A 24134-nucleotide genomic window follows, 5' to 3' on the forward strand; every position below is an offset into this window, starting at 1 on the left:
AAAAAAATTGTTGTACTCTTTTGAATTATAAGACCTTATTATTCGGTTTTGAGCTTAAATTCTACACTCGTTACCACCATTAATGTTTGACCTTCTGATTTTGGATTGACAAAAACCAAGTATAAATCATGAAGCTTATTTGTAACAGTTTCTGGTAATTTTACTGGAATACTTAACGGTGCCGCTCCAAACATTGATTTATCTGAAGCTTCCAAAAAGGCTGTTTCACCTATTAATTTCCCGTTTGGACTATCCATGTGCAATTCTATTTTTCCGCCTGCCGCATTTAACTGAGCTTTCTGTGCCGAAGCAAAAATCTGAAGTTCTGTAATTCCATTCAAATCAACCTGTTTGATTCTCGCACTTGCTCCAGATTTTGCAGGCATTAATAAATTTCTTCCACTAAATGCCATTTTATTGATGTTATCATACTCATCAAAACTATGTACATCTACTTTAGCATTTCTTAGTATGAATGATTGCTCTGATTTCAAAGAAGGAAGATTATTCGCTCCTTGGTCTTCATAAGAAGCTCTTACGATAAATACCCCTTTCCCTTTATCTCCTGATGGAATTTTAGTATCAAATTTTCCTTTTACTGGTAAAGACTTTTCCTTCGGTTTTTCATTGGAAAGATTTAAAATATACTTCACCATTTCAGCCGCATCATTAGCAGAAAGCTGTGGATGCCCAGCCATCGCAGTTTCGCCCCAAACACCACTTCCTCCTGAAATTACTTTTTTCGTCAGTCTTTCCAAGGCTGAGCCATCACCTTTGTATTTGCTTGCTACTTCTTTATAGCTTGGTCCGATAGATTTTTTTTCTTTGCTATGGCAAGCGGCACAGTCACTTCCATCCATCAGTTTTTTCCCTGTGGCAAAAAGAGCATTGGCATCTGCCGAACGGTGTCCTTGGGCAATTTGGATTTTATCGTAACCTTCTGATAAATAGTCGATATTTACCGCTACTTGCTCTTCATTGATGCCTTTTCCTAATGTGCCGTCTTCTTTGTCTTTTACTTTAATTTCGTAGTTGAACGATTGATTCGGCACAAAAAAAGTCTTATTGCTTTTTGGCATTTCCAAACTCAATACTGGCGGTTCATTTCCAACTGCAATTTCCATAGACTGGCTATTCGATGCTCCTTTGCCATCATTTACTGTTAGCGTAGCTTTGTAAACGCCTATTTTACTGAGTATTAGATTCGCTTCTGGCGTGTTGACAATCTTACTAAAGCCATTTTTTGACGTAATTTTCCAAGTATATTTCAAAATATCTCCATCGGCATCAACCGTACCTTTTGAGCTAAGTTTTAAATTGAACGGAACGGCTCCTCCCATCTGATTCGCCACCATTTGAATTTGTGGTTTACGATTTCCTCCATTGTATTCTATTCGAATTAAACGGGCATCATCATTGGCAGTAAACCATCCAGAACCGTATTCTAACATATATAAATCTCCATTTTCGGCAAATTCCATATCCATTGGATTACTGAACTTATAACTTGGCATAAAACGCTCCATTGACTCAAAATTGCCATCTTTATCCATCTTTACTGCCATAATCCAGCCTCGCATCCATTCATACGCTAAGAATTTTCCATTATAATATTTCGGAAAAGCACGAGTAGCATTTTTAAATTCATCCGAATAAAATACTGGCCCAGCCATCGCATTTCTACCACCATTTCCTACCAAAGGGAATTCTTTGGACAATCCGTAAGGATACCAAATAAATGCTTTCTGTGCTGGCGGAAGCACTTTTAAGCCCGTGTTATTGGGGGAGGTATTCGTTGGAGCATTCGCATCCCACTGCTCTAAAGACTTCTTATTGGAAAAATCATATTTATAATAAGCTTGATTATCGCCTACAAAATGTGGCCAACCAAAATTCCCTGCTTTACGGGCTTGTCCTACTTCATCATATCCTACTGGGCCTCTATTTTCTGTTGGTTTTGAAGCATCTGGACCTACCTCTCCCCAATATACGTAACCAGTTTTTGAGTCAACAGAAATACGGAAGGGATTGCGATGTCCCATCGTATAAATTTCTGGACGAGTATTCGGCGTACCTTTCGGGAATAAGTTTCCTTCAGGAATCGTATAGCTTCCATCGGCTTGTGGTTTAATTCTGATGATTTTACCTCTCAAATCGTTTGTATTTGCAGATGACTTTTGTGCATCCCAAGCACTTCTTCCTTCTTGTTCATCACTTGGGCTATAACCATTTGAGCCATGTGGGTTAGTATTATCGCCTGTCGATAAAAATAAATTTCCAACTTTGTCCCAAGCGATAGAACCTCCTGTGTGGCAACATTCTTCACGCTGAGTAGGTATTTCTAATAATACTTTTTTAGAATCAAGGACTAATTCATCTCCTTTGAGTTCATATCTTGTCAAGATATTTTTAGATGCTTCTGGAGTTGAATAATATAAATAAATCCAGTGATTTTGGGCAAAATTTGGGTCTTTATTGAGTCCTAATAGTCCATCTTCTGCTATTGATACTTTCCCTTCTTTACTGACATATTTAAGGTTAACAGGAATTTTAGCAATGGTTTTCAATTCTTTCGTTTTGATATTATACAAACGAACTTCTCCTTTTCGCTGAATAAACAATACTCTCCCATCGTTGAGTACAGTTAGCTCCATTGGTTCATCCAATTTCTCTTCTAAAACTACTTTTGTAAAACGATTTTCTTCTGGTCTTGCTTTGCTAAAGTCCACATTTTTAGGCATTTCCCCTCCTACTGCTGACAGTCCCGTAGCATATTTAATACCTGCCCAAAGATGATTTAGGAACAGTGGTTCTGAAAATGTTTCATTGGTATGTCCCATTGCCGTATAGAATGAACGACCACCATCAAATGCTTGATACCAACTCATTGGATGATTATCGCCATTTTTTCCTCCAACATAGCTTTTTTCATCAATTTTTAAGACTACATTGATTTTCGGAGAAATGTCTTTAAAACTATAAAACTCATCTGTACGCTCAAATTCCTCAGGCATTCCTGTTGTGAATTCATTTTTTTGAGTAATAAAATACTTGCCTTTTTGTACATTACTAGGCGTAGATGGATGGTCTAAGAAAAACGCTCCAGCCAATTTTCCATACCAAGACCAATCGTATTCACAATCTGTTGCAGCGTGAATCCCGACGTATCCCCCACCCGCTTGAATGTATCGCTCAAAAGTACTTTGTTGTTCGTTGTTCAATACATCACCAGTTGTGTTGAGGAATACCACAGCATTGTATTTTTTAAGATTGAGCTCATTGAAGTTTTCAGCATCTTCTGTAAAACTCACACCAAAACCTTTCTCTTTCGCCATTTTGGCTAAAGCCGTTTTTCCAGCGTCAATGGACTGATGCCTAAATGCTGTGGTTTTACTGAAAACCAATACATTTATTTTAGCAGTTTGTGCCTGTAACTTGATAAAAGATAATAGCGAGCATAACACTATTATTATCGAAAACTTACTTTTTGAAAACATTATTTTGATTATTAAATCGTCTATCCTTTATTTAGAGAACATATAATTGTATTTAGCTGACATATAGAACTTTACAAGATTTTAGCATAAAAATTCTACCACAATCCATCTTAATAAATGGTTTGAGTTTATATTTTCTACACCCTATTTTGTCTTTATAAATTGATTATTAGGTATTGATTATTCCTAATAAAAATTAAGTGTTTCATCTAATTCGAAACAAATTTACAAGTAATATTCATAAATACAATAACATAAGTGCAATTATTATTACATTTTGTAACAATAATAATTTTATGTAAAATCTTATCAAACCAACATTCATTATTACAAGAAGATTTAGCTTGTTGATTAAAGAAAATCTGGAAAGTATTTTTGACTAGCAAACGATTACGGCGTTCAAAAGGCAGTTTTAGGCAATAAACAATCAAAAGCTCATTATGATACTTTGCTATTTGTAATATAACTTTTAGAGTGTCTTTCTCTTTCATGAAAAAAATAAAAAAACCTTGTAAAAACATAAAGCAAATCAAAAGCTCATTGTGATACTTTGCTGTTTATAATATAACTTTTAGAGTGTTCGCAAGTTGGTTTTGGCTAATTTAATTCAAATAACCAAAGGCTCATTATGATACTTTGGTATTAAAAATTCATACTATAACTTTTAGCGTGCTATAAAATTATAGCAATATTATGGATGTATTACGGACTCTTAATATTGCTTCTATTATAACTTTTAGAGTGTTTGAAATCTCTACAAAAAGACCAAAAGCTCACAATGATACTTTGCTCTTTTTGTAACAACTATAACTTTTAGAGTGTTTGAGCTAAATTAAATTTCCAATAATGGCTAAAAAGTTATTCGATATATTTATCTATATCTTTTTGAGTGCTCGAATGCTACAAAACCGTTTCAATAAATACAATCTTTGAAATAAGCATAACTTTTAGAGTGTCTTTACTTGCTCTTAATGTTTTTGGTCAACGTATGGTATCGTATTAGAATAAATGAGGTATTTATTTTTAAATTATTTTAATAATATTCAAAATTTCTTATTCTAACCACATATAAATCAACAAAATAGCATTTGAAGATATTTCTTTTTATTTCTTTTTTATTTTCTAATATTTCCTCTGTTGTAATCTTTTGAAAATCAGTTGATTATATGCTTTATTGTAACTTTTAAAGTGTCTTTTATAACCTTTGGAGTGTTTAATATAACTTTTAAAGTGCTTAAAAATAACTTTTAGAGTGTCATAAGATAACTTTTGAAGTGTTACGTATAACTTTTAGAGTGTTGTTTTGACTCAGTAAATGATGTCATTTCAAAAATAAATGTGCTCTGATACAAAATTGAATCCCTTTTCCTTGTAGTGCTCAAAAAAATTTGTACATTTGATACATATTTGAATCATTTGGAAAGTGTTGAAATGCAATTATTCATAATCTTATTGCAGGCATGAAAATAGATAACAATAAAGAAAGTCTTGTTGATAAAAAGGGCATTGATGCACTTGAAAAAATATCGAGCAGTTCTTATATGATTGTTTTGGGAAACCCTCTTCTCAATGCAAAATTTGATTTGACTGCCTTTCAAATGAAAATATTTTATTTTCTAGTATTGAACACTAAGCAAACTGCAGAAGGCTTTTCTGTGACAAAAGTAAAGGTATCGGAAGTATCTCAGTTTCTAAAAGCGAAAACAAGCGATTATTTATATAATCTTCTTGAAAAGGAATCTCGAAAGTTAATGAAGAAAGAGATTTACTTAGAAGATGAAAATAGTTGGAAAGTTGCCAATATTCTTTCACAGATTGAATATCATAAAAAGGAGGGAGCATTCAGTTTTTTATTCCCGCCGATGTTGAGTAATTACCTACTACAACTTAAAAAGAACTTTACTTATATAGATGTAAGGAATCTTGTGTCGATGGATAGCATTTACGCTATTCGTTTCTATGGTTTTTGCAAAGAATTTGAACGTTTTGGGAAGTTTCAATTTACAGTTAATGAAATGAGGAAAATGTTCAACTTGGAAAATAAGTACGAGATGTACGGACTTTTCAAGCAAAAAGTAATTATAAAAGCGCAAGAAGAATTAATCAAAAACTCCGATTTGATTTTTACATTCAAAGAAGTAAAGGATGGAAAAAAAGTAGTTTCATTGCAGTTTAAAATTGAGAAAAATATTATAAAATCCTCACAACAACTAGAGATTGATGATAGGAACATCGTTTCTATTTTAGATGATGCGCCTTTTGAAGTAATTGAAACAATTACAAACCCATCAGCTTTTGAGGCAATTGAGGAAAAGTTATTTGAAAAATTAAATGCTTGGTCAATTTCTAAAGCAACTATAAGCGAATGGCTGGAAAAATATCCAGTTTTGCAAGTGGAGTTAGGAGTGGAGTACGTTTTGTCTGAAATTAAAAAAGATAAAAATAAGATTAAAAATGTACCAGCATATCTAAGTAAAATCATTTCTTCAAGCCAGTTGGTGGATAGACATCTACAAGTAGAAGAAGAGAAAAAAGTGGTGAAAGCGATGTTGAAGAAAAATAACGATGAAAAACTTCATATCGAACAGCAAAAGCAATTACAAAAAGAGTTTTTAGAAGAGGTTTATCAAGAGAAAAGGAGAGAGGTTGATAAAATTTTAAATGACCATCTAACGATTTATAAAAGGGTTTTGGATGTCTTGGCTGGTTCGTTGTATTCTTCTATTTATTATGATAATTACTTAACCAAAGTAGGAACCGAAATTAGCAAGGAAACCTTTTTAGCTTTCTTTAGAGAAAATACAGGTTTTGAAACCATAGTTATTACCACACTGGAATCATTTAAAGACATTGAAGTATTTAAAGAAATTCAGAAAAAGTATAAGGCTCAAGCGACCAAATTAGGCTTATCCTATTATTAGGATATAAAATATTGAACCATTAATATAAAAATATATACAACCATTGTGAGATAAAATATGAAAACGAATTTAACCTTAGAGAAAATCAGTAATTTTTTCAGACATAATCCTTCTTTAAACGTCAATGGACTTAATGATGAAGCTGGATTGCCAAAACGAAAATTAGATTTGGTATTTAATTCGAATGGTTCTCGTAAACTAAGCGAAGATGATTTACTTAAATTAGAACCCATCTTAAAGAAATACGGCTACAGCGAATATTTGTATCAGCATGCAAGAGTAATTTCGGTAGTAAATCATAAAGGAGGTGTTGGTAAAACCACCACAACGGCTTGTTTGGGGGAATCGTTAGTCAGCAAAGGTTTTAAGGTTTTATTAGTTGATTTCGATCCACAAGGAAATTTATCACAAATATTAGGCGTAGAAAATCCAGAAGTACAAGTAGCAGATTGTTTGTTTACGAATTTGCCTTTGCCAGTTGTCGAGATTTTGGATAATTTATGGCTTGCACCTTCAGATATTTCATTGGCTGAATCGGAAGTAGATTTATTATCTAAAGTAGGAGGGGACGTTAGGTTAAAACACAAGATTGAACCATTGTTAGAATCTTTCGATTATGTTTTGATTGATTGCCCACCAAGTTTAAGTAAACTTACGGTTTCTGCCTTGAATGCTTCCAACGCAACTTTAATTACAATGTTGCCAGAATCGTCTTCTTTGAAAGGATTAAATTCTCTTTTAAATCGTATTAGTGAAGTAAAAACGCACACTAACCGTGATTTGACTTTGGATGGTATTGTTTTCACGATGGTAAAGAAAAACACTGTTCACGATGGTTTTAAAGAAGCAGTAAGAAACAGTATGAAAGACAGTTGTAGGGTATTTAAAACAGAAATTAGACACTTGATAGATTTTCAAAAATCTCAGGCACTCCAGGCAACATTAGGAACAATCAACAGTTCGTCTGAAGCCTATAAATGTTATAAAGATTTTTGTGATGAGTATGTTGAGTATTTACAAGTGATTAACCAATAGAAGCCATGAAAGGGATTGATTTTAAAAAACAATTAGCGTTAAGCACCGCTAATACCTTAAAGAATAATAAGCTAATAAGCTCTGAAAATATTAAGAACAACCTCATTATTTTAGCAGAATTAAAGGATTTTATACCTCCTTTAAATAACGATGAGTTTAGTTCATTAGAAGAAAGTATCATTGCAAATGGTTGTAGAACACCACTGTTGATTTGGGATACTACCCAAGGAGTGATTAATCCAACCAGTGAAAACCCGAATGATGCAGCTTTTGTGTTATTTGATGGTCACCACCGTTATGAAATTTGCAAACGAAATGGGATTGATTTTCAAATTGATTTGATGTCGTTTCCAACGATTGAGGATGTCAAAGATTTTATGATTGATTTTCAAGTGGGTCGTAGAAATATGACTTCTGAACAGATTTCATATTTGAGAGGACTTAAATATCAACGACTTAGGGCAAAACAAGGAGGCGTTAGGACAGGGAAAGGAGTTGAAGATTTGATATTGATTGATACAGCGTCAAAACTAGCCCAAGAATTTAATGTAAGCCCAGCAACAATTAAAAGAGATGCTGTTTTTGCTCAGGGTTTAGATAAAATGAACAACGAATTGAAAGGCAAAGTATTGAATGGAAAAACAAAAGTTGATAAAAAAACCATCCAACAATTAGCTAAAAGTGATATTGGAAAACCTATTACTTCAGTCGAAGAACTCAATAGTATTTTAGAAAAAAATCAGTATAAGCCTGTTTTTTCTAATGAGACAGAAGAAAGAAAAGCCTTATTAAACAAAGTAAATAATAGCATAAAAAATGCTTCTGGAACAGAAATAACCATAGAAATTAAAGGCTCATTTATTATTAAAAATGCCCTAGAATCAACGTGGAAGCAATTAAGAGTTCTTTCAGAAGAAGTACTTATTGATGAAAATTTTACAGATAGAATTTCTCTTTCAGAAGCTATTTCTTTAGGAATTGTGCGAGAAGGATAAATGGTTTTAGTTTAAATGAATGGTTTTCCTAAGAGATTTTGAAAACCATTTTTTTTGAAATAAAGTATTTAAAAGCACTTTAATTTATTAAACTAAAAATTGTTCATGTTATATTTAATCTCTACTTTTGTGATAGCAATATGGAATAGAGCGCTTTGACTTTTTAAAGTCTTTTTTATTAAACTGGAAATGTGTATCACAGACACATTTTATTTTTAAATCAAGTGTTCTATTGTGTTATGGTTTATTCTTTAAAAAAGTATATTAAATTGCGATAAAAAACAAAACATTTAATTGTTACTCATTTTTAAAAGTATTAAATGGTTTTGTATAAAGTGTTTTTTTTGCACTATGTGTTCTATAGTGTTATGGTGTTTCCTATCAAATACTTTAAATATATTAACTATAAAAGCTTACAAAAATTAATCAAGAACAAATGGAAATTACTGAATTACAAAAAGTTGCTTCGCAAGTACGTCGTGACATCGTACGCCAAGTACACGCTTGTCAGTCTGGTCACCCAGGCGGTTCATTAGGCTGTACTGATTTATTGGTAGGTCTTTACTTCGACCAAATGACTTTAAAATCAGATGAAGCTGGAAACAAAGTTTTCGATATGAATGGTATTGGTGAAGACCTTTTCTTTTTATCAAATGGACATATTTCTCCAGTTTTTTATTCAGTATTAGCTCGTGCTGGCTACTTTCCAGCGGCTGAATTAGCAACTTTCCGTAAATTAAATTCACGTCTTCAAGGTCACCCAACAACTCACGAACACCTTGAAGGAATTCGTATTGCTTCTGGTTCATTAGGACAAGGAATGTCGGTAGCCATTGGTGCAGCTCAAGCTAAAAAATTAAATGGAGATAATTCATTAGTATTCGTACTAATGGGTGACGGTGAACAAAACGAAGGTCAAGTTTGGGAAGCAGCTATGTACGCCCCACACCATAAAGTAGATAATTTGGTGGCTGTAATTGACTATAACGGTCAACAAATTGATGGACCAACAGATAAAGTAATGAACAACCGTGATTTAGGAGCTAAATATGCGGCTTTCGGTTGGAATGTAATGAAAATGAATGGTAACGATATGGCAGATGTTGTGAAAGTATTAGCTGAAGCTCGTGCTTTTTCTGGAAACGGACAACCAACCATGATTTTGATGACCACCGAAATGGGTGCTGGGGTTGATTTCATGATGGGTTCACACAAATGGCATGGTGTTGCTCCAAACGATGAGCAATTGGCAGCAGCATTAGCACAGTTACCTGAAACTTTGGGAGATTATTAATCTCAACAAAGTAAAAATCATTAATAACATTACTCCTTCAAAATCTAATCAACTGATTTTGATTTACTTAGAAATTCAAGATGAAAAAATATACTTTCACAGAAAAAAAAGATACTCGTTCTGGCTTCGGTGCTGGGATGCAGGTGTTGGGACAAACCAACCCAAATGTTGTAGCCCTTTGTGCTGACTTAATTGGTTCATTGAAATTGGATGCTTTTATCAAAGAAAACCCAGAGCGTTTTTTCCAAACGGGTATTGCTGAAGCAAATATGATTTGTATCGCTGCGGGTTTAACAATTGGTGGAAAAATCCCGTTTGCTACTACTTTTGCTAACTTCGGTACTGGTCGTGTGTATGACCAAATTCGTCAGTCGGTAGCGTATTCTAACAAAAATGTTAAAATTGCTTGTTCACACGCTGGTTTGACATTGGGCGAAGATGGTGCTACTCACCAAATTCTTGAAGATTTAGGAATGATGAAAATGCTTCCGGGCATGACGGTCATCAACCCTTGTGACTATAACCAAACAAAAGCGGCAACTATCGCTGTGGCTGAACACGAAGGACCAGTTTATTTACGTTTTGGTCGTCCGGTTGTACCAATTTTCACCGCTCCAGACCAAGAGTTTATCATCGGTAAAGCTTGGACAGTGAACGAAGGAAAAGACGTAAGTATTTTTGCAACAGGACATTTGGTTTGGGAAGCTATTTTAGCAGGTGAAATTTTAGCTGAGAAAGGAATCGATGCTGAAATTATCAATATTCACACGATTAAACCTTTAGACGAAGAAGCTGTCTTAGCATCAGTTCGCAAGACAGGTTGTGCAGTTTCTGCTGAGGAACACCAAATAGCAGGTGGTTTAGGCGATTCAATAGCACAAGTATTAATCAAAAAACATCTTGCTCCATTAGAATTTGTAGGAGTAGAAGATTCATTTGGAGAATCAGGAACTCCAGCACAATTGATGGAGAAATATGGTTTGAATGCAGCTTCAATCGTAGAAAAAGCATTAAAAGCTATCGCTCGTAAACAAGCGTAGGTTTTAGAAATACATAGAATCTTAGGCAAAAGGCGAATGAGTATTTAGTGAAATTAATCACTAATACTCATTCGCCTTTTGCTATAATCAACGCTTATCATTGCTGAAATCTGCTCTTTTTTTCAATTTTATTTTTTCTCCTGCATCACTTCAATGAGTTTTAATGCAATGATTTCTTGTCCTGAACCAGACATGTATACTCCATCTGGAGCATAATAATCAAGGATATTTAGTAAGGGATGATAAATATCAACCACTGTAAAACCCTTTTTAATAGCTATTTCTGTAAATAGAGGGATTAGGTTTGCTATTCGTTCATTTCCGCCTATATACTTAGGTTCTATGTTTTTAACTTTTATAGGCGGTGGTGTAACGTATATAAATTTATCTACAGATTTTTTGCTGAGCGGATGTGCTTTGATACTTTTTAATAAAAGTTCAAAATTAGCAATTACCTCAGGTTGGCGTTCAGCATATTCATTTTTTGTATCGTTAGTTCCGAGGCAAACAATGATAAAATCGTATTTACCTTTTCCTATTTTCCCTTGGGCTTCATCTAAATAACTATTGATATTACTCAAAGCATTCAGCTCTTTCTTCCCATTGTTATCAAATCCAATGGTCCTACCTGACTTAGAAATATTGACAAAATTTGAATTAGGAAGTATTTTTTTTAATTGATCAACCCAACCATCTTTATTTTGAGCGTTAGAATCTCCCAAGGTTAAAATGTTGAATTTTTGTAATTGTGTATTTTTAAATGGAATAAATGCTAGTGCTTGTGGAATTTGCTCATGACCACCTTCGAAGATTCTTAGTTGAATATTATCGAAATCACGAGATAAATATATTTTTCTACCAAATAAAGATTTCTGATTATTGGCTAATGGATTGAAACGTTTTGTGACTAAACTTATAATTTCTTTATTGGAAACTAAGGAAGAATCATTGTTTGCTTTATCCATAATAGCATCAAGGGATGAATTATTATATTTAAGCTCTCCAACTAAACGATTATACATATTAATGGAGTGTGTAATAGGAACAGAGCCTTCATAACCATCATGAATGCCCTCATAAATATACAATTGAGCATTTTTACGTAAATCTTTAGGGAATTTTTGTAGCAAAGGCGAACGTTTAATCGCTTCATTATGATTGAAAGTACTGTCAGTCGATAAAGCATTACGAATATCAGTTGCATATTTTTGTTTACGACCTACTGACTCCCAATACCAAGCATCCAAATCTGAAATAGGAGCCCAGGCTGAAAAGGATTTGACAGGATACTGGACATTCATATAAGCAACTAAAGTAGCAAAGCCCCCACCCGAAACTCCAATAATATGAACATCTTCTGGGTCAGAATTTGTATTTTTCAGGGCATATTGTATGGCATCTTCAATGTCAGAAATAACGAATTTACTTCCCATTGATGCTGAGGTTTTATTTGGTCCTCTGAAATCTGGGTGAATATAATTCCAATCTCTAGCGATAATTTCATTCGCTAATGGGTCAATTTGAGTATAATCTCCACTCCAAGTATGTAGGCTGACGATTAGAGGCTTTGCCGTTTTACTTTTAGAGGAGTATAAATATGCTTTTTGAATTTTTCCATCAGAAGAAGAAGGAATATCAACTTTTTGAAATACACTTTTCCATTTACTATTCGAGGTATCATCCCATGTTGGGTCTTTTTGAGCATAAAGATTAATTTGACATCCGCTTCCAATGCAAAAGCATAACAAAAGAAAAGTAACCCACTTATTCATATAATTTTGTTTTATTAGATTAATAAAAGCTGTTCTTTTTTCAGTTATTCTGTAAAATTCACAATATTTTCATGAATGTTTTTCTTGTCTGCCACCAAATCGGCTGAAACATTTTTTAGCGATACATTTTTGATAGGAAGTTCTTTTTGACCTAAAATTCTTGAAATAAATTTTACGTTCGTCGCTTTTAAATTCTTTAAATAAATGTCTTGAATAGGAGTGAGTCTTCTTTCATAAGTAGGAACTAAAGTTCTCCATTGATACAACACATCGGTTTCTATTCCCAAAATGCCAAGGTCTATTTTTCCTGAAGTGATATTAGAAATATGAATATTTTTTACATATCCACCCATGCGTTCATTGGTTTTTATAAATACTAAATGATTCAATTTTGCGCCATCTACTACATTACAATTATCCATGAATACATTTTCGATACCTCCCGACAATTCGCTACCGAGTGCCAGCAATTGATGCCCATTTTTTACATTACAATTACGGATTACAATGTTTTTTGAAGGTACTTTAATTCTCCAACCTTCTTGATTTCTCCCAGATTTAATGGCAATGGCATCATCTCCTTGGTCGAAAGTGCAGTTTTCAATCAATAAATTTTGCGTCATTTCAGGGTCAACGCCATCATTATTATGTCCATGTGCATATACTTTGATATTTCTGATAACTATATTTTTGCATAAATAAGGATGGATTGTCCAGAATGGGCTGTTTGTGATAGAAATTCCTTCCAATACAATGTTCTCACAACGATTGAACTGTACAAATTGTGGACGAAGATTTGCCGTATCATTTACCATTTGTCTTTCTGTAACAGGAATATTCTTAGCCGATAAATTGTACAATCTTTTCAAGCTTTCCATGTGTGCTTTCGGACGAGCAAACCACTTTTTCCAAGTATCCATTTCTGCCTTTATTTCTCCTTGTCCAGTAATCGCAATATTTTTACATTGATACGCATAAATCAATGGAGAGTAATTATAGCATTCCATTCCTTCCCAAGTGCTGTGTACGGCAGGGAGATAATCTTCTGGATTTCCCGAAAAACTTAAAATAGCACCTTTTTCTAAATGTAAATTAACATTACTTTTGAAGTGTACTTTTCCCGTTTTCCATTCTCCTGCTGGGATAATCACAATTCCCCCTCCAATCTGATTGGCTTTATAAATAGCTTGTTCAATAGCTTTTGAGGTTTTTTGTTTGTCATTTGGCTCAGCACCGAATTCAGTAATCAAAAACTTTTGACATTTACTAAAATTTGGAATTTTAATTTTAGGCATATCAAAAGGAGCTTTGACATTCAGATAATCAAAAGAAGGCACTTGGCATTTGCCTTTGAAAGAAAGGCAAGAAAGGATTGTAACAGCGATTAAAAAGAAGGATACTTTTTTCATAAATTTTGAGAGTATGATATTTGATAAAACTTGATATTTTAGTTTAAAGCCAACAACACGCTTAAACTACTTTTACCTATTTGATAAGATAATACATTTATTCGTTAATAATGATTTTACTGAGAGACACAAAATTATCGCTACTGCCATAATTTGATTTTCTTTTATCAGACCAAGTTCCGTGTTCACCTGTAACCGTTACTGTTAATTGATACTTGTCTTTTGGTAAAGATGGTGATAGAAAAACCAATGATGCTATTGGATATTTGCAGTACATATCAACCAAAGCAGATAACACTTTTTTACCTTTACTATTCACAACATTTACTTTTGCATAACCGCCATCAGGACGAAGTAAACCATAAAAGCCAATTTGTTTTCCTGTGAAATTTACCGAAAAGCTTGCTCCTTTCTCATTCGAATATTGGATGTTTAAAGTATCAGAAACATTGTTTTGCCATTGTCCAGTATAAGTAATTGATTTTTTATCAGCATGACTGATTACTTTTTGGGTATCCTTTGGATAAGTAACCACTCCTGTTTTCAAGTTTATCTTCCAAGTATCCTTGTAGGAGGGAAGGCTCAAAGAATTGCCAGCAATCATAAAAGGTTGCCAAATATAAGTTGCCGCAGAAGCTTGTCGAGGGAAAGACCATCTGTCACCCATAAACATATAAGTTGTTTCTTTTGAGCCTTTTATTGGAAGTACAAAAGTACTTTGCGAGTTCCAAGTAAGTGTGCCTTGTGGTGCGAAAAGCCCTTGAAATGTCCAAGGACCTTCTAGCGAATTGGCTGTATAATAATAATTATCATTTCTTTCCCAGCTTGTTAAATGAGAACCTAAAAAGTAGTAAGTACTATCTTTTCGAAAAATCGTCGGGGATTCAAATCCAGATGAAATATTTTTATGCACTTGTTTTACAACACTTTTATAATCGTCGTTGAGTTTATAAATTTCACCACCATGTATTAAAATGTAACCGGAGCCATCATTATCTTGGAAAGTCCCCATATCCCATTTACGAATTAAATTTCCATTGAAAAGTAATGGACCTTTGAAAACATAAGGTCCAGTAATTGTTTTGGAAGTAGCATAGCCAAGACATTGATCTTTGTAATTAGTACTATCTGTGTGCATGAACATCACAAATTCTCCTGTTTTTGGGCATTTCATTACTTTTGCTCGTTCGCCAACTCTGTTCGAACCTAATCTACCTGAATTTTGTACAGGCAAAGCAATACTTTCAAATGTCCAATTGTAAAGGTCTGTAGAAGAATAACAATTAAAACCAGTAAAGACATTACTGCTGTCTGAATGTTTCTCACCAAAAAAATAAAAGCGATTGTTTTCTTTCACAATACATGCTCCGTGGGCACTAACAATATTTTTCTGGTTATCAAACCAAGGTATTCCAGAGTGAATAGCTTGATAGGCTTCTTGCTTTTGAGCTTTCGCTGGAGTATTTAATATGAAAAGGATTGAAAGGATAGGTAATAATATTTTCATAATAGTTCTGGATATGTCCAATAATGATTCAAAAGAAGTATTTTGTCAAACTTATATTTAGCACAAAAAGCAAAGAGTTCTGTTCTCTTTGCTTCTGTACTAAAAAATTAATAACCCGGATTCTGTGGATAGCCTTCTGAATCTCTGTCAATTACAGATTGTGGTATAGGACGAAGATAATACTTGTCAATTACACCGCTTGGATTTGCCATTTTGGTTAAAATATTTTGTTCAAATGCTCTGTTTAATTTACGAGTACGTTTTAAGTCTAGCCAGCGTTTGTATTCTCCTGCTAGTTCTCTTGCTCGTTCATCTAGTATAAAATCTATGCTTACATCACTTGATGCAATGTTCAAATTTTGTCCAGCTTTGGTGGCACGTTTTCTAATAAGGTTGAGCTTTTCGGAAGCCTTGTCCAACTGTCCCATTTTGAAGTAAGCTTCGGCGGCAATCAGATAGGTTTCAGCGAATCTGAAAATAAAAATATCTCTTGTATTGCTGTAAGCACGTTCGTGGTTTCCAGGAGGCATGGCTTGTGGGTCAAAAAACTTATTAATCATAGGGAATTTTAAAGCACCACCAATACCTTGAAAATCTTGTTTCCACTTGTTAAATCGCACGATTTCAACATTAGGATTGGCTGTTTTAAGAGCGATAGAATCCTGACTAGTAAAAGGTTGATCTGGATATGGAAAATAAAATCTTAAATCACCTTTTTTTATTGTTGTTGTTCCTAATTTATCATCTTTCACGGCGTAAAACTGGCTCAAAAAAGTAGCATCATAACGAGCATCTTTGGCTGTATTGTACAAAGTATATAAAAATTGTGTTGGCATAAAATCCGAAATTCTTCTGTTATAAGTAGCAACTTCACCGTCATAAAAGCCTGGTTCTCGAAATATACGCCAACCGAAGAACAAATTCTGCCCGTTCCCTACTGTTTTATTTCTTAAACTGCTTGCATCGTATTGAATAGAGAAAATAATTTCTTTATTTTTTTGATTATCAGCCTTGAATACATCTGCAAAAGAAGAAAGTAATGTATAATTTCCATTGCTAATAACTTCTTCAGCCAATTGTGCAGATTTAGCAAAATCGGTACTCGATGCGAAGGTTTTATAACCTCTAGTTAAGTAAACAAGTGATAATAAGTGTTTGGTAGCACCCTGCGTAATTCTTCCAAAATCAGAAGAGCTTACATCTACTTCAGGTAAAGATTTGTTCAATTCTTCGATAATAAACTGATATACTTCTTGTTCTGAATTAGGTACAAAATGAGTAATTGGTGTATTGATTTCATCTTGTACAATTGGAATTCCCCCAAAATTTTCAACAAGTAAATAATAATAGTAGGCTCTGATAAATCGTACTTCAGCAACACGTTTATTTTTCAGGCTTTCTGTTAAGCCCGGAATACTATTGGCTTTATTGATGGCAGTATTACAACGTTGGATGCCTGCGTAAGCAGCAGAGAAAAAATCATTTACGGCTGAATTATCAGTAGATAACGTTTTGTACTCATTGATGCCAGTAGCTCGAACTACGAGGTCGCCAACAGTACCACTTACAGCTTCGATTTCTCCTCTTGTTGTAATGTCCGTTCCCCATTCAAACAAGCTTGGATTGATATCATAAATATCACGCAAAGAGGCATAGCATGAATTGACCAATGCTTCGTAACCAGCGGCATTGGTATAAAAGTTTTCACTCGTTATTCCAGTTAAGTTTTCTTCTTTGAGAAAATCTTTACAGGAAACCATTCCTATTGTTAGTATAGTCGTTAATAGACAATATATCTTTTTCATGATTGATTATTTGACATTAAAATGAAAAATTGACACCAAATATGTAGGATGCAGAGCTTACTGCTGTTCCATAAGTATTTGTCGCTGGCCACTCAGGATCAAAGCCTTCATATTGGGTAAATAAAAACGGATTAGTAGCCGTAGCATAGACTCTTAAGTTGTTTACTTTGAGTCTCTTAACTAAGTGGTCTGGCAAATTATATCCTAAAGTGATATTACTTATCCTTGTAAAATCAACATTTCGATAGGTAGGTATTACAGTATATGGACCAGGATTACCCGGCTGAAAATGTGTTTGAGATGGATTTGTGGCAGTCCAGTAGTCTATCTTAACTTGATTAAAATCCGAATTGTAGTTCATCAAAGTGGCATCGAATGAACTAGCATATTGTTCCCCACGACGAGTATATAACATTACGAATAAATCAATATTTCCGTAGCGGAAAGTATTTGAGAATGACCCCGTCCAAGTTGGTATTCTTTTACCAATAATTTGTCTATCGTTGGCATTGATAACACCATTATTATCAAGGTCTTTCACACGAATTTGCCCCGGTTTTTGATTATACTTTGCTGCTTCGTCTTTTTGGTCGAGTTGCCAAATTCCATCAAAAACATAATCATAATTTACCTGTACTGGCTGACCAATGAATAAACGGTTACCAACATCATCTTTTTTCCCACCGCTTAGCTCAAGTATTCTATTTTTATTTGAATCAAAGACGAAATCACTTTTCCAAGAAAATTTCCCTCTTCTGATATTGACAGTACTTAGACCAATTTCTATCCCACTGTTTCTTAATTTACCAATGTTATCAGTGATGGAGTTCCAACCTGATGGTGCTGGTAACTGGCGATTCAAGAGTATATTATCAATATTTCTATCATATACATCTATACTTCCAGAGATACGTCCATTGACTAAATTAAAATCTAATCCAACATTAATTTCACGAGTTGTTTCCCAAGTTAACTTCTTGTTGGGTAGTTGATTAGGGGCGTATCCTGGCGCAATTGTTCCACCAAAATCGTAAAACGTTTGTCCAAGTATTGCTTGTGTAGAGTAGGGCTCAACTCTGTCATTACCAGTAATACCATAACTGAGTCTTAACTTTAAATCGTTAATGGCAGAAACATTTTTTAAAAACTCTTCATTTGATATTCGCCAAGCTAAAGAAGCGGAAGGGAAAAATCCCCATTGGTTTCCTTCTGCCAGCCTCGATGAGCCATCCCATCTGCTTGTTGCAGTTAAAAGATATTTATCTTTATAACTATAATTAATACGTCCCATTGCCGAGGCTAAAGTAGATAATGTATAGCCAGAACCATAGTTAAGGACTCTGTTGCCCGTTGCTAAATTATACCATAAAGAGGCATAGGGAAGTCCTTCAACAGTGATTGTATTCGATTCCAAACGGTCTTTCAGTAAACTTTGTACAACAGTAGCGGTTAGTTTATGTTCTCCAAAACTTGTTTCATAAATTGCCTGATTATCCAAGACCCAAGTGAATTGTTCTGAAGTACTATTGTTAGCTTGAGTAGGTACAGCACCGCCCAGGCTTTGCTTGGTAAGTGGTCCATAATAATAGCCACTCCTAGAAGCAGAATAATTGGGCGATATTGTTGATTTTAACGTTAGGTTTGCAATTGGTTGTACTTGTACATACAGGTTTCCAAAGGTCCTGAAATTACGATTTTGACGAATTTCGTTTTGTTGGTCGAAAAATGGGTTTGTTACAGTATTGGTTCCATATACTCTATATACCAATGCACCTGAGTTATCATAAGGATAAGTGATTGGAGGAAGGCGATAAGCAGAGCGTAAAGACTCTGAACTACCCAAATTTTGTAAATTTTGAGATAAATAAAAACTTAAACCAATCTTCCACTTATCGTTAACCTGTCTGTCAACATTTCCACGGAGGGTGTATCGTTTGAAATCTTCTGGGTCAACATTTCCTTGTTCTTGCAATAAACCAGCACTTAAGGCAAAGCGAGTTTTATCATCGCCACCACTTGCTGTTATGTTGTGGTTCATTTGGATACCATTTTTCAGTAGGAGTGAAGGCCAATCAGTATATTTTCCTTCATCAATATTCTTCCATTGTTCTGGTGTAAAAAACAAGGTATTGTTACGAGAAATATCCTTACCTTGAGCCTTAAACATTTCGGTACGATAAGCAACATATTCGCTACCACTAAACATTTGTGGTAAATGTCTTGGGGCTCTTATACCTGTATAAGCATCGTATGAAATGATTGTTTTTCCAGATTTCCCTCTTTTTGTTGTGACAATTACGACTCCTTTGGCACCTCTAGAACCATAAATTGCCGTGGCTGAGGCATCTTTTAAAATATCTATTTTTTCAATGTCTGCTGGATTTAATTCATTTAAACCAGAAGTAGAAGGAATACCATCAATAACATATAAAGGAGAATTTGAACCACCTATCGAGCTGGTACCTCGTATATTAATATTATAACCACTTCCTGGCTTTCCTACATTTTTTACCACAACCACTCCAGGCATTTGTCCCTGCAAAGCTCCTGTTGGGTCTGGTGTAGCAGCTCTTGCAATGACATTTGAACTGATTGAGGCAATAGCACCAGTAACATCGGCTTTCTTTTGTGTGCCATAACCAATTACTACTACTTCTTCAAGGAGCTTTTTTTCTTGTAATAACTGAATATCAACCATAGTACGAGTACCAACCACTACTTCTTGAGTAGCATAGCCCACCATCGAAAAAACCAGCATATTGTCATCTTTTTCAGGGACATTTATCTGATATTTTCCGTCGCCATCTGTGGATGTTCCACGAGTAGTACCTTTCAATACGATATTGACACCCGGTAATGTTTCGCCATTTTCGCCCGTTACCTTTCCTGCTATGGTATGTTCTGTATTGATAGCAGAAGAAGTTTCTTTCAGGCTTGTGTTGTTACTAATTGATGTTGTTCCTGATACTGGATTTTCGGATGGTAATTCAGTATAATTTTGCGTACTTGATGTTAGTTTTGGGCTTTTAGACTGTCCAATTATTAAATACGAACCATTTTTTACTTTACGGAATTGCAGTCCTGTATTTTTCAGTACAATTTTTAGACTTTCTTCAATGCTGTTTTTTTGATTGAGCAAACGAGTCTGTACCATCAGGCTTCCACGCACAAGTTGATCTCCGTAAAGAATATCTACTCTATACCGCTGTTTTAAGTCTTGCAGTACATCTACTAGCGACCGAGTAGGTTCTTCAAGTGGTTTAACTTTGGAGTTGGTAGCTTGAATTAATTTTGAGAGTGGGGTTGACATTAACTGACTGGAAACAGTCAGCCCTACTACCAGACAAATAGCCTGGAGCTTAGTAAAATTTGTAAACATAAATGAAAATGGTTAAATAGGATTGGACGACAGTAGTAGCTCGTCGCCCTCTCTAGTGATTTGTAAATTTAGTACCTCGGCAATAATCGCTATTAATTCATCCGCAGTCTGAGCCTGATAAGCTCCAGATATACTTAAAGCAGCAATTTTAGGGTCAGGGATTTTGATTTTTATCCCAAAATTTTCCTGAAATAAATTCGCAACTTCCTTCAAAGTTGTTTCTTCAAAAATATAACGGTGGTCACGCCAAGAAGAATAATTGGTTGGTTGAAGCGTTGGCTTTAACCGAATAGTGCCATCTTTTTCTAGCGAAACTAGGTCGCCAGGTTTAAGAGTAATTTGCTTATGGTCTTGATTAGATTGCTGATAATGGAACTCTACTTTACCTTTTTGTAATACAACTTGTGTTGCTCTTTTTCTGGCGAACATAGAAAACTCTGTACCTAATACAACGACGTCAACTCCATTATCGGTTTTTACTACAAATCGCTCGTTTTGAGCAGTATGAGTAATAGAAAATAAAGCTTCTCCTTCTAGCTTTACTTCACGTGTTTTGCCACCAAAGCGAGGTACTCGTAATACTGAATTGGCATTAAGTGTTACCTGACTTCCATCCGATAATTTGATGGTTTTGATTTGTCCATAAGCTGTTGAGTAGGTGTAATTCAGCAATTGATTTTGAAATTGCCAACAACCCAAAACAATAACCAACGAGGCCGCTAATGTCCAAACGAACCAATTACGGCGTGACGACGAAAATTCTGGAGTAGGTAATTTATCGTTATCTACTGTATTTTTAAGTTGAGTATTGTCTAAAAAATGATGATAACGATTGAGTGCTTGTTGTTTATCGGCTACGAATTGTAAGTGCGATTGTTCCCATTCTTCCAGCCACTCATAAAATAGTTCTTGATGCTGTGGGTTTTGATACCATTCATCAATTTGCTTCCGCTGATGAGCAGTTGCTTTACCAGCTAAGAAATCGAAAATGAGTTGTTTATTGGCAAATTGGTTCATGTCAGGTTGTATTTAAAAGGAAGACACAATTGGTGTTTCAAATCCCTTAATTTTATTTCAAAAAAAAATCAGATAAGTCCCGAAAAAAGCCAGAAGAAACCAACGTCTTTTCAAAAGTTCACGCAAAGTATGGCTAGCTAATCTGATGTGGACTTCAATCGTTCTAACCGAAAGCCCAAGTTCATCGGCAATCTCTCCGTACTTCTTCCCCTCAAAACGGTGCATCAAATAGATGCGCCTACGCTGTGTGGGTAATGATTGAATAGCTTTTTCTACGTCTTGATAAAGTTCGTCATACTCAGTAATTGAATCAGGCTGTAATGTTTCAGCCGTAGCTTGAAACTGTGCTTCATCAAGTTCTACTTCACGCTGAAAAGTTTGTCGAACATAATTATAAGCCCTGTTTCGTACCGTTTTATAGAGATAAGCTCGATATGAACTGGTAATGCTACTAAAAACCTGTTGCTCATAAAATTGACAAAATATATCAGCAACTAAGTCTTCAGCGATTGCTTTAGACCCTACAAATCTTGCGGCGTGGCTACACAAATCAACATAATACCTGCGGAAAAGCAATTCACAGCCTAACCGAGCGTTTGTTTCAAATGTTTGCCGAATAAAAAGCTCTTGGTCAGAAGCCTGAGGCTTCCAATCATCCTGTGACGGTACATTCATAGGCGAATAAAGTGCTGTTTCGGTCGCTGTGTAAGGTTCGCAATTGCTTGTTATCTGCATATCTTTTTGATTAACCGTACACTGGTTAATAACCAGTTGAACCATAAGACACAATTGCTAATTGAAAACCCTTAACTCAAACAGGATATTTTTTATAAAAATTTTAACATTTCTATAAATTTAAGAAAACTATCTTTTAATAGATGTTCAAAAAATAGATTGTATCTGTCTTTTACTATCACTATACAATAGCAAAAAGATTAAACGATAGAATATCTACCTGTTTCTTACAAATGCAAAGTAATGAGCTAATGAAAAACCATTTATTCAGCATGATTAAAACCAGTATTATATTCAAAAAATGATTTTAGATGCCTATAAATTACTTTTAAATTGTTTTTATGCCTACTATTTTTCACATTTGTAATGAATTTACGGGTACGAAAAATGATGAAAGTGCATATTGAAAGAGAAATAGACAAGGTTTTACTTGATTGGAAAAACCAAATTGATAGAAAACCACTGATGCTTCGTGGAGCAAGACAAGTTGGAAAATCGACAGCTGTACAGGAATTGTCAAAGCATTTTGACTATTATATTGAAATCAATTTTGAAGAATCTTTAGATGTACAAGCTTTTTTTAATGGAAATCTTGACCCCAAAACGATTTGTGAAAATTTATCTTTATACTTCAACACTCCCATCATTCCGGGTAAGACTTTATTGTTTTTTGATGAAATTCAAATGTGTTTGCCTGCTATTTCATCTCTTCGTTTTTTTTATGAGAAAATGCCAGCGCTACATCTTATTTCAGCAGGTTCATTATTAGAATTTGCATTAGAACAGCTGCCATCTTTTGGGGTTGGTAGGGTGCGGTCTGTTTTTGTTTATCCCTTTTCTTTTGATGAATTTTTAGGAAGTTTAGGAGAACAAAGACTTATCAATTTGAAAAAACAAGCAAGCCCAACAAATCCTTTGGCTTTGCCTTTTCATCAAAAACTGACAGAATATTTTAAGAAATTTCTGATAGTAGGAGGAATGCCAGAAGCCGTTGCTCAATATGCCAAAGGAAGTAGCTTATTAGAAGTACAAGCTGTTTTGGATGATTTAATCATTTCAATCAAAGCAGATTTTGCCAAGTATAAAAAAAGAGTACCTTCTATGAGAATTTCAGAAGTTTTTGATGCCATCATACAGCAAACAGGAGGGAAGTTTATTTATACCAAAGCGGCAACTCAAACAAGTATTGTACAAATCAAGGAGGCGGTTCAATTATTGATGATGGCGGGTTTGGTCATTCCCGTAACGCATAGTTCTGCCAATGGAATTCCGCTAGGAGCGGAGCTAGACGAAAAAAAACGTAAACTTATTTTATTAGACACAGGACTTTATCAAAGAATTTTAGGCTTGGATGCCGGAAAGTTATTAGCTCAAAATGATTTTGATGCTATCAACAAAGGAGCAATCGCTGAAATGTTTGTTGGACTAGAATATCTGAAATATGGCAATCCTTTGCAACAAGAAAATTTATATTATTGGCATCGAGAAAACGCCAACAGTAATGCAGAAATAGATTATGTTATTCAGCAAGGCGAACAAATTGTGCCTTTAGAGATAAAAGCCTCGAATAAAGGAGCAATGCAAAGTATGTTTATGTTTTTAAAAGAAAAAAAACGAGATTTAGGTATTCGACTTTCTTTAGAAAACTTCTCTACCTATCCGCCCATTGATGTATATCCGCTTTATGCCATTTCTACGGTTAGAAAAGAGTAACCATTAATCATTCAA

At 34.5% G+C, this 24134-nt stretch carries 14 protein-coding genes; 6 read left to right on the forward strand and 8 right to left on the reverse strand.

The features are described from left to right. Nucleotides 1–38: 38 nt before the first annotated feature. Nucleotides 39–3497: a ThuA domain-containing protein gene (locus tag ABID42_RS14380; protein ID WP_367284241.1), complete on the reverse strand. Its 3459-nt coding sequence runs from the start codon at nucleotides 3495–3497 to the stop codon at nucleotides 39–41. A 1460-nt stretch (nucleotides 3498–4957) separates the two neighbouring features. On the opposite strand from ABID42_RS14380, the gene ABID42_RS14385 reads away from it, so the two are divergent. The 5 genes from ABID42_RS14385 (at nucleotide 4958) to ABID42_RS14405 (ending at nucleotide 10782) form a co-directional block, all read left to right on the forward strand. Continuing rightward, nucleotides 4958–6418, forward strand: coding sequence for a replication initiation protein (locus ABID42_RS14385; protein WP_367284242.1), 1461 nt, complete (start codon nucleotides 4958–4960; stop codon nucleotides 6416–6418). A 57-nt stretch (nucleotides 6419–6475) separates the two neighbouring features. Next, entirely contained in the window at nucleotides 6476–7453 is a 978-nt protein-coding gene (locus tag ABID42_RS14390) for a ParA family protein (RefSeq protein ID WP_323259805.1), read from the forward strand. A gap of 5 nt (nucleotides 7454–7458) precedes the next feature. Beyond that, nucleotides 7459–8448, forward strand: a complete 990-nt coding sequence (locus ABID42_RS14395; RefSeq protein WP_367284243.1) for a hypothetical protein — start codon at nucleotides 7459–7461, stop codon at nucleotides 8446–8448. A 436-nt stretch (nucleotides 8449–8884) separates the two neighbouring features. Beyond that, the gene (locus ABID42_RS14400) at nucleotides 8885–9742 is read left to right on the forward strand and encodes a transketolase (protein WP_323259808.1); all 858 of its coding nucleotides are present in this window, start codon (nucleotides 8885–8887) and stop codon (nucleotides 9740–9742) included. An 80-nt stretch (nucleotides 9743–9822) separates the two neighbouring features. Continuing rightward, nucleotides 9823–10782 (forward strand): transketolase family protein, encoded by a 960-nt coding sequence (locus ABID42_RS14405; protein ID WP_323259810.1) that lies wholly within the window; start codon nucleotides 9823–9825, stop codon nucleotides 10780–10782. 128 nt (nucleotides 10783–10910) lie between these two features. On the opposite strand, the gene ABID42_RS14410 is transcribed toward ABID42_RS14405, so the two are convergent. The 7 genes from ABID42_RS14410 to ABID42_RS14440 form a co-directional block, all read right to left on the reverse strand. Then, nucleotides 10911–12554: an SGNH/GDSL hydrolase family protein gene (locus tag ABID42_RS14410; RefSeq protein WP_367284244.1), complete on the reverse strand. Its 1644-nt coding sequence runs from the start codon at nucleotides 12552–12554 to the stop codon at nucleotides 10911–10913. Between the two features lie 44 nt (nucleotides 12555–12598). Beyond that, nucleotides 12599–13963, reverse strand: coding sequence for a glycoside hydrolase family 28 protein (locus ABID42_RS14415; RefSeq protein ID WP_367284245.1), 1365 nt, complete (start codon nucleotides 13961–13963; stop codon nucleotides 12599–12601). A 97-nt stretch (nucleotides 13964–14060) separates the two neighbouring features. Next, nucleotides 14061–15470 carry a family 43 glycosylhydrolase gene (locus ABID42_RS14420; protein WP_367284246.1) on the reverse strand — a complete coding sequence of 470 codons (1410 nt, stop codon included), beginning with the start codon at nucleotides 15468–15470 and terminating at the stop codon, nucleotides 14061–14063. 107 nt (nucleotides 15471–15577) lie between these two features. Then, nucleotides 15578–17275, reverse strand: a complete 1698-nt coding sequence (locus ABID42_RS14425) for a RagB/SusD family nutrient uptake outer membrane protein (RefSeq protein WP_367284247.1) — start codon at nucleotides 17273–17275, stop codon at nucleotides 15578–15580. Nucleotides 17276–17291: 16 nt separating this feature from the next. Beyond that, nucleotides 17292–20585, reverse strand: a complete 3294-nt coding sequence (locus ABID42_RS14430) for a SusC/RagA family TonB-linked outer membrane protein (RefSeq protein ID WP_367284248.1) — start codon at nucleotides 20583–20585, stop codon at nucleotides 17292–17294. An 81-nt stretch (nucleotides 20586–20666) separates the two neighbouring features. Then, a complete protein-coding gene (locus tag ABID42_RS14435; RefSeq protein ID WP_367284249.1) occupies nucleotides 20667–21671 on the reverse strand; it encodes a FecR family protein in 1005 nt (334 codons plus the stop codon). A gap of 57 nt (nucleotides 21672–21728) precedes the next feature. Next, nucleotides 21729–22406, reverse strand: coding sequence for an RNA polymerase sigma-70 factor (locus tag ABID42_RS14440; RefSeq protein WP_367284250.1), 678 nt, complete (start codon nucleotides 22404–22406; stop codon nucleotides 21729–21731). 366 nt (nucleotides 22407–22772) lie between these two features. On the opposite strand from ABID42_RS14440, the gene ABID42_RS14445 reads away from it, so the two are divergent. Continuing rightward, nucleotides 22773–24119: an ATP-binding protein gene (locus ABID42_RS14445; RefSeq protein WP_367284251.1), complete on the forward strand. Its 1347-nt coding sequence runs from the start codon at nucleotides 22773–22775 to the stop codon at nucleotides 24117–24119. Nucleotides 24120–24134: the final 15 nt, after the last annotated feature.

It is taken from the genome of Arcicella rosea (assembly GCF_040543805.1).
GTDB lineage: Bacteria > Bacteroidota > Bacteroidia > Cytophagales > Spirosomataceae > Arcicella > Arcicella rosea.